Origin of the sequence: Streptomyces sp. DG2A-72, assembly GCF_030499575.1 — a bacterium.
Classification (GTDB): Bacteria; Actinomycetota; Actinomycetes; order Streptomycetales; family Streptomycetaceae; genus Streptomyces.
Genome location: NZ_JASTLC010000001.1, coordinates 9,609,346 through 9,623,034 on the forward strand (window position 1 = coordinate 9,609,346; position 13,689 = coordinate 9,623,034).

11 protein-coding genes and 4 pseudogenes are annotated in these 13,689 nt (G+C 70.8%); 6 read left to right on the plus strand and 9 right to left on the minus strand.

Annotated elements, in window-relative coordinates; all coding sequences use genetic code 11:
* The first annotated feature begins 90 nt into the window (after positions 1–90).
* Positions 91–1,068, plus strand: coding sequence for a threo-3-hydroxy-L-aspartate ammonia-lyase (locus tag QQY66_RS45425; RefSeq protein ID WP_301986331.1), 978 nt, complete (start codon positions 91–93; stop codon positions 1,066–1,068).
* A 140-nt stretch (positions 1,069–1,208) separates the two neighbouring features.
* The gene (locus QQY66_RS45430) at positions 1,209–1,568 is read left to right on the plus strand and encodes a cupin domain-containing protein (RefSeq protein ID WP_301986332.1); all 360 of its coding nucleotides are present in this window, start codon (positions 1,209–1,211) and stop codon (positions 1,566–1,568) included.
* A gap of 24 nt (positions 1,569–1,592) precedes the next feature.
* Here the strand turns inward: QQY66_RS45430 and QQY66_RS45435 are convergent, their stop codons facing one another.
* Complete coding sequence (locus QQY66_RS45435) at positions 1,593–2,567, minus strand: NAD(P)-dependent alcohol dehydrogenase (protein ID WP_301986333.1); 975 nt, start codon at positions 2,565–2,567, stop codon at positions 1,593–1,595.
* Positions 2,568–2,724: 157 nt separating this feature from the next.
* Here QQY66_RS45435 and QQY66_RS45440 point away from each other — a divergent pair.
* Positions 2,725–3,189 (plus strand): annotated as a pseudogene (locus tag QQY66_RS45440) (SDR family NAD(P)-dependent oxidoreductase).
* On the opposite strand, the gene QQY66_RS45445 reads toward QQY66_RS45440, so the two are convergent.
* Together QQY66_RS45445 and QQY66_RS45450 are read right to left on the minus strand one after the other, a co-directional pair.
* Entirely contained in the window at positions 3,190–4,551 is a 1,362-nt protein-coding gene (locus QQY66_RS45445) for a VWA domain-containing protein (protein WP_301986334.1), read from the minus strand.
* Positions 4,548–5,400: pseudogene (locus tag QQY66_RS45450) on the minus strand (AAA family ATPase). Before QQY66_RS45450 ends, QQY66_RS45445 begins: the two are co-directional and overlap by 4 nt.
* Positions 5,401–5,527: 127 nt before the next feature.
* On the opposite strand from QQY66_RS45450, the gene QQY66_RS45455 reads away from it, so the two are divergent.
* The gene (locus tag QQY66_RS45455) at positions 5,528–6,091 is read left to right on the plus strand and encodes a TetR/AcrR family transcriptional regulator (protein ID WP_301986335.1); all 564 of its coding nucleotides are present in this window, start codon (positions 5,528–5,530) and stop codon (positions 6,089–6,091) included.
* A gap of 50 nt (positions 6,092–6,141) precedes the next feature.
* On the opposite strand, the gene QQY66_RS45460 is transcribed toward QQY66_RS45455, so the two are convergent.
* Together QQY66_RS45460 and QQY66_RS45465 are read right to left on the minus strand one after the other, a co-directional pair.
* On the minus strand, positions 6,142–7,452 hold the full coding sequence (locus tag QQY66_RS45460) for an FtsX-like permease family protein (protein ID WP_301986336.1): 1,311 nt from the start codon (positions 7,450–7,452) through the stop codon (positions 6,142–6,144).
* A gap of 3 nt (positions 7,453–7,455) precedes the next feature.
* Positions 7,456–8,241: an ABC transporter ATP-binding protein gene (locus QQY66_RS45465; protein ID WP_301986337.1), complete on the minus strand. Its 786-nt coding sequence runs from the start codon at positions 8,239–8,241 to the stop codon at positions 7,456–7,458.
* A 169-nt stretch (positions 8,242–8,410) separates the two neighbouring features.
* Between QQY66_RS45465 and QQY66_RS45470 the strand changes: the two genes are divergently transcribed.
* Positions 8,411–8,983, plus strand: a complete 573-nt coding sequence (locus QQY66_RS45470) for an ABC transporter permease (protein WP_301986338.1) — start codon at positions 8,411–8,413, stop codon at positions 8,981–8,983.
* Positions 8,980–9,279 (plus strand): annotated as a pseudogene (locus QQY66_RS45475) (ABC transporter permease); the annotation flags it as partial. The gene QQY66_RS45470 and the pseudogene QQY66_RS45475, both read left to right, overlap by 4 nt.
* 273 nt (positions 9,280–9,552) lie before the next feature.
* On the opposite strand, the pseudogene QQY66_RS45480 reads toward QQY66_RS45475, so the two are convergent.
* The 4 genes and pseudogenes from QQY66_RS45480 to QQY66_RS45495 all read right to left on the minus strand — a co-directional run bounded on the left by QQY66_RS45480 (position 9,553) and on the right by QQY66_RS45495 (position 13,675).
* Positions 9,553–10,737, minus strand: a pseudogene (locus tag QQY66_RS45480) (ABC transporter ATP-binding protein).
* Between the two features lie 22 nt (positions 10,738–10,759).
* Positions 10,760–11,407 carry an LUD domain-containing protein gene (locus tag QQY66_RS45485; protein WP_301986339.1) on the minus strand — a complete coding sequence of 216 codons (648 nt, stop codon included), beginning with the start codon at positions 11,405–11,407 and terminating at the stop codon, positions 10,760–10,762.
* Complete coding sequence (locus tag QQY66_RS45490) at positions 11,404–12,891, minus strand: LutB/LldF family L-lactate oxidation iron-sulfur protein (protein WP_301986340.1); 1,488 nt, start codon at positions 12,889–12,891, stop codon at positions 11,404–11,406. Before QQY66_RS45490 ends, QQY66_RS45485 begins: the two co-directional genes overlap by 4 nt.
* 28 nt (positions 12,892–12,919) lie before the next feature.
* The gene (locus QQY66_RS45495) at positions 12,920–13,675 is read right to left on the minus strand and encodes a (Fe-S)-binding protein (RefSeq protein ID WP_301986341.1); all 756 of its coding nucleotides are present in this window, start codon (positions 13,673–13,675) and stop codon (positions 12,920–12,922) included.
* Positions 13,676–13,689: the final 14 nt, after the last annotated feature.

The window sequence follows — 13,689 nt, forward strand, 5'->3', positions numbered from 1 at the left end:
GCCGGAAATCTGGACTGTTGGTACAGGATCTGGACTGTTAGTCTAGGAGTGTCGAGTCCGAGGCCACCCCGACCCCGATGGAGGGCACGCGTGACGACCACGACCCCGCCGGTCACCCTCGATGACGTCCGTGACGCCGCCGCCCGGCTCAAGGGCGTCGCGCACCGCACCCCGGTGCTGCGCTCACGGACGCTGGACGCACTCGTCGGCGCCGAGGTGTTCCTCAAGTGCGAGAACTTCCAGCGTGTGGGCGCCTTCAAGTTCCGCGGCGCCTACAACGCGGCCTCCCGGCTGGCACCGGAGCAGCTGGCCCGGGGCATCGCCGCCTACTCCTCCGGCAATCACGCCCAGGCCGTCGCCCTGGCCGCCCGTGAACTCGGCACCACCGCCGTGATCCTCATGCCGGAGGACGCCCCGCGCTCCAAGATGGACGCCACCGCCGGATACGGCGCCGAGATCGTGACGTACGACCGCTACACCGGCGACCGCACCGCCATCGGTGAGGCCCTGGCCGCCGAGCGGGGCCTCGCTCTCATCCCGCCGTACGAGCATCCGCATGTCATCGCAGGGCAGGGCACCGCCGCCCTGGAACTCCTCGAAGAAGTGGGGGAGTTGGATGCGCTCGTCACACCGGTCGGCGGGGGCGGGCTCATGGCCGGCAGTGCCACGGTCGCCAGGGGCCTGTACCCGGGGATCCGGATGATCGGCGTCGAGCCGGAGGCCGGGGACGACACCAAGCGGTCGCTGGAGGCGGGCCGGCGCATCACGATCCCCGTGCCCCGCACCATCGCCGACGGACAGGCCCTGCACACCCCCGGCGAGCTCACCTTCTCCGTGAACCGACGGCTGGTCGACGAGATCGCGCTGGCCGGCGATGACGAGATCAGGGACGCGATGCGGTTCGCCTTCGAGCGGCTGAAGATCGTCGTGGAGCCCAGCGGCGCCACACCGCTGGCCGCCCTGCTCACCGGCCGGGTGGGTGCACTTCCGCGCCGGGTCGGCGTGATCATCTCCGGGGGCAACGTCGACGCCGAGCGCTTCGCCGAGCTCTGCGGGAAGCAGACCTGAGCGGGCGTCTCCCGAATGGCGGCCCCGAGGGGCCGGGCGGACGATGGAGTGGTAGGGGGTCGGCCGCCGACGGCGGTGCGCAGGGCCGCCGAGGAGACCGGCCCCGGTCGCGGTGAATCGCGGCCGGAAGGGAGCGTGTGATGTTGGAAGTGAAGACGCTCGACAAGCCGGACGAGCGACGTGATTTCCCTCGCGGCCACCTGGAAGCCGTCCACATGTCGGATCTCGACTTCGCTGTGGGGACCTTCGAGCCCGGCTGGCGCTGGACCGAGTCCGTGGCCCCGATCGCGGGCACCGACACCTGCCAGATGCACCACAACGGCTATGTCGTCCAAGGTCGCATGCACATCCGTATGGACGAGGGCGGCGAGAGCGAAGTCGGCCCCGGCGACGTCTTCGTCGTCTCGCCCGGACACGACGCCTGGGTTGTGGGCGACGAGCAGGTCGTCGTCTACGACTTCCAGGGGCAGACGGCGAGGGAGTTCGCGAAGGAGAAGTAGCTTCGGTCGGCCCGCGCCGGCACGTCACACCGTGATGACGACCTTCGCGCGCGCGTGCTCCATCTCCAGATACCGGATCGCCTCCGGTATCTCGGCGAATGGATACGTGCGGTCGATGACCGGGACCACCTTTCCGGACTCGGCCAGTTCGCCCAAGGTCGTCAGATACTCCGTGGTCACCACCGCCGAGATCTCGACCACGCGGTGCCGAACGAACCTGCCGACCGCCCGTCCCTGAAAGAAGAGACTCATCGGCCCGAAGAAAGTGCCACCGTCGTAGGTCCCGCCGCCGGACAGCACCAGCGTGCCGGTCGGGGTCAGCACGCTCCGGAACTCGCTCAGCGACTTGTTGCCGACCAGATCGAGCACCACGTCGTACCGGCGTCCGCTCCGGGTGAAGTCCTCCTGGCTGTAGTCGACGACATGGTCCGCCCCGAGCGAGCGGACCATGTCCACGTTGCGGGTCCGGCACACCGCGGTGACGTCCAGGCCGTACACCTTCGCGAGCTGCACCGCGAAGGTGCCGACGCCGCCGGACGCGCCGTTGATCAGGATCGTCTGCCCGGACCGCACGCGGGCCACATCGCGCAGGCCCATGAGCGCGGTGCACCCCGCCAACGGGATCGCGGCGGCCTGCTCGAAGGTGAGGCCGGGTGGTTTCGGGGCCACGGTCGCGGCACGGGCACACGCGTACTCGGCGAACGTCCCGTCGGTCTCGCCGAACACCTCGTCGCCCGGGTGCAGCCCCTTCACCTCGCTGCCGACGGCCTCGACCCGGCCCGCGAAGTCATTGCCGCGGATCTTCAGCTTGGGTGCGCGCAGCCCCATGGAGATGCGCATCAGCTTCGGGTCGCCGTGCATCATGTGCCAGTCCTTGGCGTTGACGGACGCCGCCCGCACCCGCACGAGCACCTGGTCGGGCTTCGGTACCGGCCGGTCGACCTCCCTGAACTCCAGCTCGTCCGCCGAGCAGTACCGGTCCTGGATCACAGCCTTCATGGAATCCCCCTCTGTTACTGCGGAGCGTAGAAGGGCGAGGTCTGCCCGGGGATGAGGAGCAAGCCCTGGTTCTCCCCGGAGAGCACCCCTAGGGGGTCCGGGAGAGGTGCACGGGGTGGGGGCGCGCTTGCCTTGTTTGAAGAGTGCGGAGAGTCCCATGACAACCATCGAAGGTTCCGTCGCCCTGGTGGTCACCGGCGGCAGCCGCGGCATGGGCCGTGCAACCCGCGGGACCGTCACCCACCCCGATGCCGTGCCGCTGGCCCTCGAGGTCGGCGACCCGGCGTCCATCGCGGCTGCCGCCGATCGGTGCTCTCGTGGATCGGTCTCGCGGGCTCCTACAGCGCCTCCAAGGCCGCCTTCTGGTCGCAGAGCAACTCCCTGCGCCTCGACCTCAAGCCGCGCGGCATCGAGGTCACCGGCCTTCAAGTCGGCTATGTCGACACGGACATGACGGCACAGATCGACGAGCCGAAGTCCACGCCCGAGAGCGTGGCGGCGCAGGCCCTCGACGGCATCGCGGCCGGAGCCTACGAGGTGCTGGCGGACGACATCTCCCGGCAGGCCAAGGCGGGGCCTGTCCGCGGACCTCGCGGTGCTCTATCCGCAGCTCGCGGCCTGATCACACCGGCAGCAGGCGGGCGATCAGGTCGCCGAGCTGCCGGGCGTTGCGGCACTCGTTCATTGCGACGACACCGGAGTACTCTGGTGCGGCCGAGTCACCGGTGCCCCACAGCGTGCGCGGCTCAGGGTTCAACCAGTAGACGCGGCGGGCCCGTTCGGCGATGTCGCGTACGGCGGACAGGTTCGGGTCGCTCATGTTCGTGCGGGCGTCGCCGAGGACGAACACGGTCGTACGCGGGCCCAGCGCGTCGGCGTACCGCTCCGCGAACTCGCCCAGTGCGACGCCGTAGTCGCTGCTGCCGTGCCAGCCGGTGAGCGTGGCCTCCGCCTGGATGCGGGCGCCGAGCCCCTGGGGATCGGCGACGCCGTGCCGGAGCAGCCCGGTCACCTCGTCGATCCGGTTGACGAAGGCGAACACCCGCACCTTGCTGAACTGGTCGTGCAGCGCCTGCACCAGCAGCATCGTGAAGTCCGAGAAGCCGGACACGGAGCCCGACACATCGCACAGCAGCACCAGTTCGGGCCGGGCCGGACGGCGCCGGCGCAGCACGGGCCGCATCGGCACCCCGCCCGTCGACAGCGAGCCGCGCAGCGTCCGGCGCAGGTCGATCGTGCCCCGCGCGGCACGGCGCCGGCGCGCCGCCAGCCGGGTGGCGAGCTTCCGGGCGAGCGGCTGCACCGTCCTGCGCAGTTCGGCCACCCGGTCCCGCCCGGCGTACAGGAAGTCCACCCGGTCGGCGGTCGGGGCCACCGCCCGCCGGGCGATCTCGTCCCGCCCGCGCCGCTCGGCGACCCGGCGCCGCGCCTCCGTGGCCACCATCGCCCGGAACGCCTCGATCCGCCGCCGGATCTCGTCGTCGAGGAGCCGGTCCGCAAACCCCGAAGTGCCGCTCTGCGCCCGGATGTCGTCGCGGACACGGGCCAGCAGCGTCTGCGGGCGGAGCCGGTCGAGCGTCTGATGCGACGACCAGCCGTACGACGCCGGTGAACTCCCGTATCCGCCGAAGCCGTCGACGGCCTCGCCCGCCAACCGGCCCATCAATGCGGGGTCGTTGGCGGTCAGCGCCTTCGCGAGACGGTCCCGCAGATCGTCCCGGTCCGCGGGCTGCTCCTCGGGCGCTCCCACGCCCCGCGGGAAGTACAGGTCGAAGACCGGGTCGAACACCGGCCGCTGTCCCGTGCCGTGCAGCAGCGTCGCGGCCAGTCCCTCGCGCAGTTGCTCACGGTCCGCCAGGCCCAGCGCCGCCACCGCCCGACCGGCGTCCACGGTCTCCCCGGTGCCGATGCGGATGCCGTGCTCACGGAGCGCGGCGACGAAGTCCGTCAGCCGCGCCGCGACATCCGACGCCGCCGCGGTCACACGGCGTCCAGATCGAGCTTGGCGGCCGCCTTCAGGACATCGTCCTGGTGCTTGAGGAGCACCCCCAGGCTGGCCTGTACGACCGTCTCGTCGAGCGTGTCGGCGCCCAGCGCCAGCAGTGTGCGCGCCCAGTCGACGGTCTCGGCGACCGAAGGCACCTTGCGCCATCGCCCGCAGGGCGCCGACGACGCGTACCACGGACGCGGCCAGCGCCTCGTCGAGGTCCGGCACCTTCAGCCGTACGATCCGGCGCTCCAACTCCTCGTCGGGGAAGCCGATGTGGAGGAAGAGACAGCGGCGGCGCAGCGCCTCGGACAGCTCGCGGCTCGCGTTCGACGTGAGGACGACGAAGGGGCGGCGCGTGGCCGTGACCGTGCCCAGTTCGGGGACGGTGACCTGGAAGTCGCTCAGCACTTCGAGCAGCAGGCCCTCCACCTCGACGTCCGCCTTGTCGGTCTCGTCGATCAGCAGGACCTTCGGAGTGTCGCCGCGGATGGCCGTCAGCAGTGGGCGGGGGAGCAGGAACTCCTCGCTGAAGATGTCGGTGCGCGTCTCGTCCCAGGTCTCGTCCCGGCCCGCGGTGATGCGCAGCAACTGCTTGGCGTGGTTCCACTCGTACAAGGCGCGGGACTCGTCGACGCCTTCGTAGCACTGCAGCCGTATGAGCTCCGCTCCGGCGATCGTGGCGACAGCCTTGGCGAGTTCCGTCTTGCCGACGCCGGCGGGGCCCTCCACCAGGAGCGGCTTGCCGAGACGGTCGGCGAGGAAGACGGTGGTGGCGACCGCGGGGGAGGCGAGATAGCCGGTCTCGGCGAGGCGGGCGGAGACTTCGTCGACGGATGTGAACAACGGGGCCTCCCGCTCGGTGTGGATTCCTGCCGCTATCCAAGCGCTTGTTCACCGTGTCTGTCACGCGGTTCCCAACCAAGAGACCGATCGGTTTCCGATCCGCTCCGGGGCGCGCTAGCCTCGCCGTATGCCCACGACGGACAGAGCGTCCACGAAGGACCGGCTGCTCGACGCGGCGGCCGAGCTGTTCTACCGCGACGGCGTCTCGATCGGTGTCGAAGCGCTGTGCAGGACGGCCGGGGTCTCCAAGCGGTCGATGTACCAACTCTTCGCGAGCAAGGACGAAGTCCTGGCGGCGAGCCTGGAGCGCCGGGCGCCCGCCTACGAGCGGCAGCTCACCCCGGACGACACAGGCACTCCGCGCGAACGCATCCTCGAGGTCTTCGAGCGGCTGGAGAAGGCGTCGACGCAGCCCGAGTACCGAGGCTGCCCCTTCCTGTCCGCGATGGTCGAGCTGAAGGACCCGGAGCACCCGGCAAGTGTGGTCGCCAGTGCCACGAAGGGGCGGCTGACCGAGGCGTTCCGCGCCCTGGCCGAGCTGGGCGGCGCACGTGATCCGCAGCTGCTGGCCCGGCAGCTGACGCTGGTCTTCGACGGCGCGAGCGCCCGGGCCGGCGCGCGGGTCGAGACGCTGGACGGGCTGGCCACCGCCACCGTGACGGCGCTGCTGGACGCGGCGGGGGTCGCATAGGCGTAAGGGGCGGCCGCAAGAGCGGCCGCCCCTTACCGAATCCCCCTCGCTCAGGCCGCGAGCCCCACCGCCTCGACCGCCGGAGTGCGCAGCACCCGCCGGGTCGTGACCAGGCTCGTCCCCATCGTCACCGCCGCCGCGATCACGACGACCGCGAGCCAGATGCCGAAGAACTGGCCCGGCAGCACCTCGTCCGAGCGGACGATCGTGAACGGGACGATCCCCGCCAGCGCCGCCACCGTGCCGAAGAAGACACCGGTCACCGTGAGGACCAGCCCCTCGGCACCCACCACACCGAGCACCTGACCCGGAGTCGCCCCGGCCAGCCGCTGCTGCCCGAACTCGCGGGCCCGGTACGTCGTCGCCGCGTACAGCGAGTTGACCAGCATCACGCAGACGAACGCCACGATGATGCCGACGACCGTGAAGTTCAGCGTCTCCAGCGTCTTGGCGTCGACGTCCTTGACGATCCCCAGCTTCTCGACCGTGTCGCTCTCCACCGCCTGCATGGTGAGCGTCGCCGTGGACACCGCCGTGAACAGGACCAGCGACATCAGGATCCCGGCGAGATGGTCCGCCCGCTCACGCAGGTTGCGCACGGCCAGCCAGCCGCTCGCCCCCGGCAGCGACAGCCGGTCCAGCATGCCCTTCAGCAGCCGTGTCGCCAGCAGCGCGAAACCCACCGACAGCAGGATCGCGCCGTACGCCGGAGCCGCCATCAGCGCCTCGTCCGTCGCCGACATCGCGAAGGTGGAGGTCACCGCCACAGCGCCGACGATCAGAGCGGCGTACGCGAAGAACTTCCGCTTCCCGTCCCGCCGTTCGCGCCGGTGCGTCGCCCGCCGTACGGCGAGGAACGCGGCGCCCGCCGCCGCGAGCAGTGTGATGTCGATGCCCGACATCAACGCGATCGGACCGAAGGAGTGGTCGACGGACTCGGCGACCTGGCCGCTGTCCTGGAACACATCCAGCAGCAGCTGCCCGCCCAGCATCGCCGGGCCGATCGCCAGCACCGCGCCCACCAGGGCCACGGCCACCGCCTCACCGACGACCATCCGCTTGATCTGCGCCGGAGTCGCCCCCGAGCAGCGCAGCAGCTCCAGCTCGGCCGCCCGCTGGCGGACGTTGACCGTGAGTGTCGAGGCGACGGCGAAGAACACCAGCAGGGTGCCGTAGCCGCCGACGACGCTCGCCGAGAGGCTCAGCGTCTCGGAGCTGGTCGAGTCGATGCCGGGCTGTCCGGCGGTGTCGTGCATCGAGTTGAACGTCATGATGATCGCCGCGCCGAGGAAGGCGGACAGCAAGGTCGCGAGGAAGCGTCCGGGCCGTTGCCGGATCGACCGCATGGCCAGTACGAGCATCGGTCACACCGCCTTCAGGACGTCGTCGCCCAGGTGGGCCAGCCGCTCGGCGACCGCGTCGGGCGTCGGTGTGTCCATCCGGCCGGCCAGCCGGCCGTCCGCGAGGAACAGCACCGAGTCGGCGTACGAGGCGGCGACCGGGTCGTGCGTCACCATGACCACCGTCCGGCCGTGCACCCGCACCGTCTCCTGGAGCAGGAGCAGCACATCCCGTGCGCTGCGCGTGTCCAGGGCGCCCGTCGGCTCGTCCGCGAAGACCACCCGGGGTTCGGTGACCAGCGCGCGGGCAATGGCCACCCGCTGCCGCTGACCGCCGGAGAGCTGGTCGGGACGGTGCCCGAGCCGGTCGCCGAGCCCCACCGAGGTCAGCACCTCCCGGGCCCGCCGCCGGTCCACGCGCTGCCCGGCGAGCTTCAGCGGCAGCACCGTGTTCTGCGCGACGGTCAGCGTCTCCAGCAGGTTGTACTGCTGGAACACGAACCCGATCCGGCGGCGCCGGAACTTCGTCAGTTCGGCCTCCGTGCCGCCCGTCATCTCCGCCCCGTCGACCAGCACGATGCCGCTGTCGGGCCGGTCCAGACCGGCCGCGCACTGCAGCAGCGTCGACTTCCCGGAGCCCGAAGGACCCATCACCGCGGTGAAGGTGCCCCGTCCGAGGCTGAGCGTGACCCCGTCCAGGGCGGTCACGGCGCTGTCGTCGGAGCCGTAGGTCTTGGTGACCTTGACCAGCCGCAGCGCCTCGGCGGCGGGTCCCTTGTCGTGCATACGTCGCGAACCTGTGCGAAACATTTCGTCATCACCCTCACTCCGGCACGCCCTGTGCCATGCCCAAGACGCTACGGAGACGGAGGCCGGACCACATTGGGCGCAGAACCCGTATCGGAGGGTGTACTCGGCGACACCCCGTACGGGGCACCAGAACGAGCCGACCCTCCAGGCAGCCCGATGCAATGGACCCGTGACCGCGCGCCCGGACGACTGCCTCGCGCGCAACGAGTGGATCTGCGGCGAGTATCTGAGCACCCGCCGAGAGATCCTCCTGGACGCGGTCGGCCAGCATGTGCAGCTGACCGGGATCTCGGTGCTGATCGGCCTGGCCATCGCCCTGCCGCCGGCCGTGCTCGCCCGCCGCTGGGGCTGGACGGCCGGGCCCGTGCTCGCCGTGACGACCATCCTCTACACCATCCCGTCCCTGGCGATGTTCTCGCTGCTGCTGCCCGTGTACGGACTCTCGTCGAGCCTGGTCGTAGCCGGACTCGTCCTGTACTCGCTGACGCTGCTGGTCCGCAACCCCGCCGCGATGGCCGGACCGCGCATCGCCATGGTCTCGGCGGTCTCCCTGGTGACGGTGGGCGCGATCGTCGGCTTCGGCGGGCTCGGCAACCTCATCCACTCCGGCATGAACACCTACTTCAAGGCACAGGTGCTCACGGCGTCCGTGCTGTGCGTGGTGATCGCCGTCGAGGCCGACGTGCTGCTCCTCGGCGTGCAGCGGCTGATCACCCCATGGACGAGGGCGGCCCGCGCATGACGACCCTCGCCGACGCCTGGGACTGGCTCACCGACTCCGCTCACTGGGCCGGCGACGACGGCATCTGGCAGCGGCTCCTGCAACACCTCGTGCTGACCGTCGTCTGCCTGATCGTCAGCTGCCTCATCGCGCTGCCCGTGGCCATCGTCCTGGGCCACCTCGGCAAGGGCGGCGCACTGGCCGTGAACATCTCCAACATCGGCCGCGCGGTGCCGACGTTCGCCGTCCTGGTTCTGCTGCTCCTCACCCCCGTCGGCGAGTGGGGAGAGGGCCCGACGGTCGTCGCCCTCGTCCTGTGAAGGAGAAGGGGCTGCAGAAGTGAGGCGGAGGGGGGACCGGGCGCGGTGGCGTCCGGGCTGAATGAGGAGCTGCGGCGGCGCGGACTGCCGCCGTACGAATCGGTGCCCGAGGAGTCGGCAGGCACCCCAGGTACTCGACATTCCCTATTCCCTGAAACGCGGCTGCCCGATCAGATACAGCTGACGAGCGAGCGCCCCAAAGGGGCGCGGGGAACTGCGCGACCAGCCACAACGGACCCGCAGCCAAGGCACCCCCCTTCCAGCGGAGCGCTACGCATCGGCGACCGAGTCGAACGACACCTGATCCCGCGGCACCCCCAACGCATCCGCGTCCACGGACCGCCGCAGCGCCTCATGCAGCTTCGCCGGGGTCAGTACGCCCAGGAAGCGGGCGCCGTCCAGGACCGCGACCCAGCCGGCGTCGTGCTGGAGCATCACACCGAACGCCTGCTTCAGGGGTGCGCCGACCGGTACCCAGGCGTTCATGCGGTGCGCGCGCTCGCCGACCGAACCGTCCGCGCCCAGGTCGTCGACGCCGACCCAGCCCAGCAGTTCACCGTCCTCGTCGAGGACGACGGCCCAGCGCGCGCCCTCCGCGCGCAGCCGTGCCGCCGCGGCCGGGGCGGGTTCGTCCGGGCGGGCGAGCGGCGGCTGCTCCAGGTCGTCGGCCTCGATCTCGGTGACGGACAGCCGCTTCAACCCCCGGTCGGCGCCCACGAACTCGGCCACATACGGAGTCGCCGGGGCGCCCAGCACCGCGCCGGGCGTGTCGAACTGCTAGATCCGCCCCTGCCCGTACACGGCGATCCGGTCGCCGAGCCGCACGGCCTCCTCGATGTCGTGCGTGACCAGCAGCACCGTCTTGCGCACCGCAGCCTGCATCCGCAGGAACTCGTCCTGCAACTGCTCCCGCACCACCGGGTCGACCGCACCGAACGGGTCGTCCATCAGCAGCGCCGGCGGATCGGCGGCCAGCGCCCGCGCCACACCGACCCTCCCGCAGTGCCTGAACGGCCTGGGGGACCCCCATCGCTGCCCGCCCGACAACTGCTCCGGATAACGCCGCCCGAACGTCTTGGGGTCCAGCCCCACCAGATCGAGCAACTCCGCGGCCCGCGCCCGGGCCTTCGCCTTCTTCCACCCGACCAGGGACGGCACGGTCGCCGTGTTGTCGAGGATCGTGCGGTGCGGGAAGAGGCCCGCCTGCTGGATGACGTATCCGATACGGCGGCGCAGCCGCACGGGGTCGACCTTGGCGATGTCCTCTCCGTTCACGAAGATCTGCCCGGACGTCGGCTCGATCAGCCGGTTCACCATCATCATGGTCGTCGTCTTGCCGTGGCCGGACGGGCCGACGAGGGTGACCAGCTCACCCTCGGACACCTCGAAGCTGAGCCCGTCCACGGCCGTCGTACCGTCCGGACAGCGCTTGGTGACCTGATCGAACCGGATCATGTCCTCACGCTGACCGCGCCGATCACTCCCCGCTCACCAGGACCACCTCCAGGGTGCGCGGCCCGTGCACCCCCTCGACCCGGTCGAGTTCGATGTCGCTGGTCGCGGAGGGGCCGGAGATCCAGGTCAGCGGGCGTGTCGGATCGAGCCGGGGCAGGGCCTGCGGCACGGACGACACGACCTGGCCGGGGACCCGTACGACGCAGATGTGATGGTCGGGGACGAGGGTGATACGGCGGCGGCCCTGGTCGGGGGAGCCGTCCAGGACGATCGTGCCGGTCTCGGCGATCGCGAGCGCGCAGCCCGTCACCACACTGTCGACCCGGTCCAGTTCGTACGACGTGCTCTCGGCCCGGTCCGGCACCCGGTCCACCTCGGTCGCCGCCAGCCAGCCTTCGTCCAGCCTCGGCGGCACGACGACGGACGCCGATCCCCGTGCGTCGAGCAAGCCCGCGATCACTTCGGCGAGTCCCGCACCGTCCGTGCGGTGCACGATCGCCCGGTAGTCCGCCAGGTTCTCGGCGAGCAGATCCACCGTCTCCTTGACACTCCGGTTCCCGTGCTCGCCCAGGTACGCGCGCGAGATCGCCTGGTCGTACGGCGTGTCGTCCGGTGGCACGTCCGCGAGCGCGCGCTGCACCCGGCCCAGGATCCGCTCCCTGCTGCTCACTTCGCACCGCCCTTTCCGCCGTGCGTGCGCTGCCACCAGTCCCGGAACGGTTCGGAAGGCAGCACAGGCAGCGCCCGGCTGTCGCTCCACGCCTTGCCGGGCCCCGGAAGCGAGCGCGGATGCAGCCGCCGCGTGTGCGAGGCGAGCCGCTGGCCGGTGCGCAGGGCGCCCGGGCGGGCGAACGCCCAGCGTGTCGCCCGCATCGCCGCCCGCTCGGTGGCATGTCCCTTGGCCGGTTTCAGCACCACCTTGTTGCCCGCCCGCGTCACCTGGCCGCCCTCCACGACCCGCTCCCGCAGATGCACCAGCACCTCGGGGATGTCGATGGCGACCGGGCACACCTCGTAGCAGGCACCGCACAGCGACGAGGCGTACGGCAGCGAGGCGTCGATCTCGCTGTCCGTACCCCGGAGTTGCGGGCTCAGGATCGCGCCGATCGGGCCCGGATAGACCGAGCCGTAGGCGTGGCCGCCGGCCCGCTCGTACACCGGGCACACGTTGAGACACGCCGAGCAGCGGATGCAGCGCAGGGCCTGGCGGCCGACCTCGTCGGCGAGGGTGTCGGTGCGGCCGTTGTCGAGGAGCACCAGGTGGAAGGTGCGAGGCCCGTCGGCGGTCTCGGAGTCCGTCGTGCCGGTCCACATGCTCGTGTACGGGTTCATGCGCTCCGCCGTCGACGAGCGCGGCAGCGTCTGCAGGAACACTTCCAGGTCCTGCCAGGTCGGCACGATCTTCTCGATGCCGACGACCGAGATCAGCGTTTCGGGCAGGGTCAGGCACATCCGCCCGTTGCCCTCGGACTCCACGACGACCATCGTGCCGGTCTCGGCGACCATGAAGTTGGCGCCGGAGACGCCGACCTTGGCGCGCAGGAACTTCTCGCGGAGGTGCAGGCGTGCGGACTCGGCGAGTTCGGCGGGTGTGTCGGTGAGACCTTCGGGTGCGGGGCGGCCCCACTCGCTCATCTCGCGGGCGAAGATGTCCCGGATCTCGCCACGGTTGCGATGGATCGCCGGGACGAGGATGTGCGAGGGCCGGTCCTTGCCCAACTGCACGATCAACTCGGCGAGATCGGTCTCGTAGGCGCGGATGCCCTCCTCTTCCAGCGCCTCGTTGAGCCCGATCTCCTGCGTGGCCATCGACTTGACCTTGACGACCTCCGATTCGCCGGTCTCCTTGACCAGTCGAGTCACGATCCGGTTGGCGTCGTCGGCGTCGGTCGCCCAGTGGACCGTTCCGCCCGCTGCCGTGACCGACTCCTCCAACTGCACGAGATAGCGGTCGAGATGGCGGAGCGTGTGGTCCTTGATCTGTTTGCCCGCCTCGCGCAGCGCCGCCCAGTCGGAGACTTCGGCGACCGCCTTGGCCCGCTTGGCGCGGATGGTCTGGGTGGCGTGGCGCAGATTGCCGCGCAGGGTCTGGTTGTGTACCGCCTCGTGCGCGGCCTCGGGGAAGGCCGGCATCCCTACGAACGTCCCGCTCATGCGCGCGGCTCCTCTCCGGTACGCCCGCTCATCGCGCCGGCTCCTCTTCCGTGCTCGCCAGGATCTCCGCGATGTGGACCGGCCGCATGCCGGTGCTGAGCCGGGCCATCGTCCCGCCGATGTGCATCAGACAGGAGTTGTCGGCCGCGCACAGCACCTCGGCGCCCGTCGACTCGGCGTTGCGCACCTTGTCCGCGCCCATCGCCGCGGAGACGTCGGCGTTCTTCAGGGCGAACGTGCCGCCGAAGCCGCAGCATTCGTCCGCCCCCGGCAACTCGACCAGCTCCAGCCCCTTGACGGCCTGGAGCAGCCGGCGCGGCCGGTCGGCCAGGCCCAGGCTGCGCAGCCCATGGCAGGTCGGGTGGTAGGTCACATGGTGCGGGTAGTACGCGCCGACGTCCGTCACCCCGAGCACGTCCACCAGAAACTCCGTGAGCTCATACGTCTTCGGGATCACCGGCGCCAACGTGGCCGCGAGCGTGTCCCCGCGCCCCTCGGCCCGCGCCCGCTCGCCCATGCGCGGATACAGCTCCCGCACCATCGCCCCGCACGACCCGGACGGGGTCACGATCGCCTCGTACCCCCCGAAGACATCGGAGAAATGCCGGGCCAGCGGTTCAGCCTCATGACGGTAGCCGGTGTTGTAGTGCGCCTGCCCGCAGCACGTCTGGGCCATCGGGAAGTCGACCTCGACGCCCAGCCTGGTCAGCAGTTTCACCACGGCGCGCCCGGTGTCCGGATAGAGCGTGTCGTTGACACAGGTCAGGAACAGGGCGACACGCATCGCGGCTCCTTTTG

Coding starts and splice junctions, on each gene's coding strand:
- QQY66_RS45460 (WP_301986336.1), bottom strand. CDS start 7,452: ATGCTCGTACTGGCCATGCGGTCGATCCGGCAACGGCCCGGACGCTTC.
- QQY66_RS45435 (WP_301986333.1), bottom strand. CDS start 2,567: ATGAAGGCTGTGATCCAGGACCGGTACTGCTCGGCGGACGAGCTGGAG.
- QQY66_RS45455 (WP_301986335.1), top strand. CDS start 5,528: ATGCCCACGACGGACAGAGCGTCCACGAAGGACCGGCTGCTCGACGCG.
- QQY66_RS45490 (WP_301986340.1), bottom strand. CDS start 12,891: ATGAGCGGGACGTTCGTAGGGATGCCGGCCTTCCCCGAGGCCGCGCAC.
- QQY66_RS45495 (WP_301986341.1), bottom strand. CDS start 13,675: ATGCGTGTCGCCCTGTTCCTGACCTGTGTCAACGACACGCTCTATCCG.
- QQY66_RS45430 (WP_301986332.1), top strand. CDS start 1,209: ATGTTGGAAGTGAAGACGCTCGACAAGCCGGACGAGCGACGTGATTTC.
- QQY66_RS45465 (WP_301986337.1), bottom strand. CDS start 8,241: ATGTTTCGCACAGGTTCGCGACGTATGCACGACAAGGGACCCGCCGCC.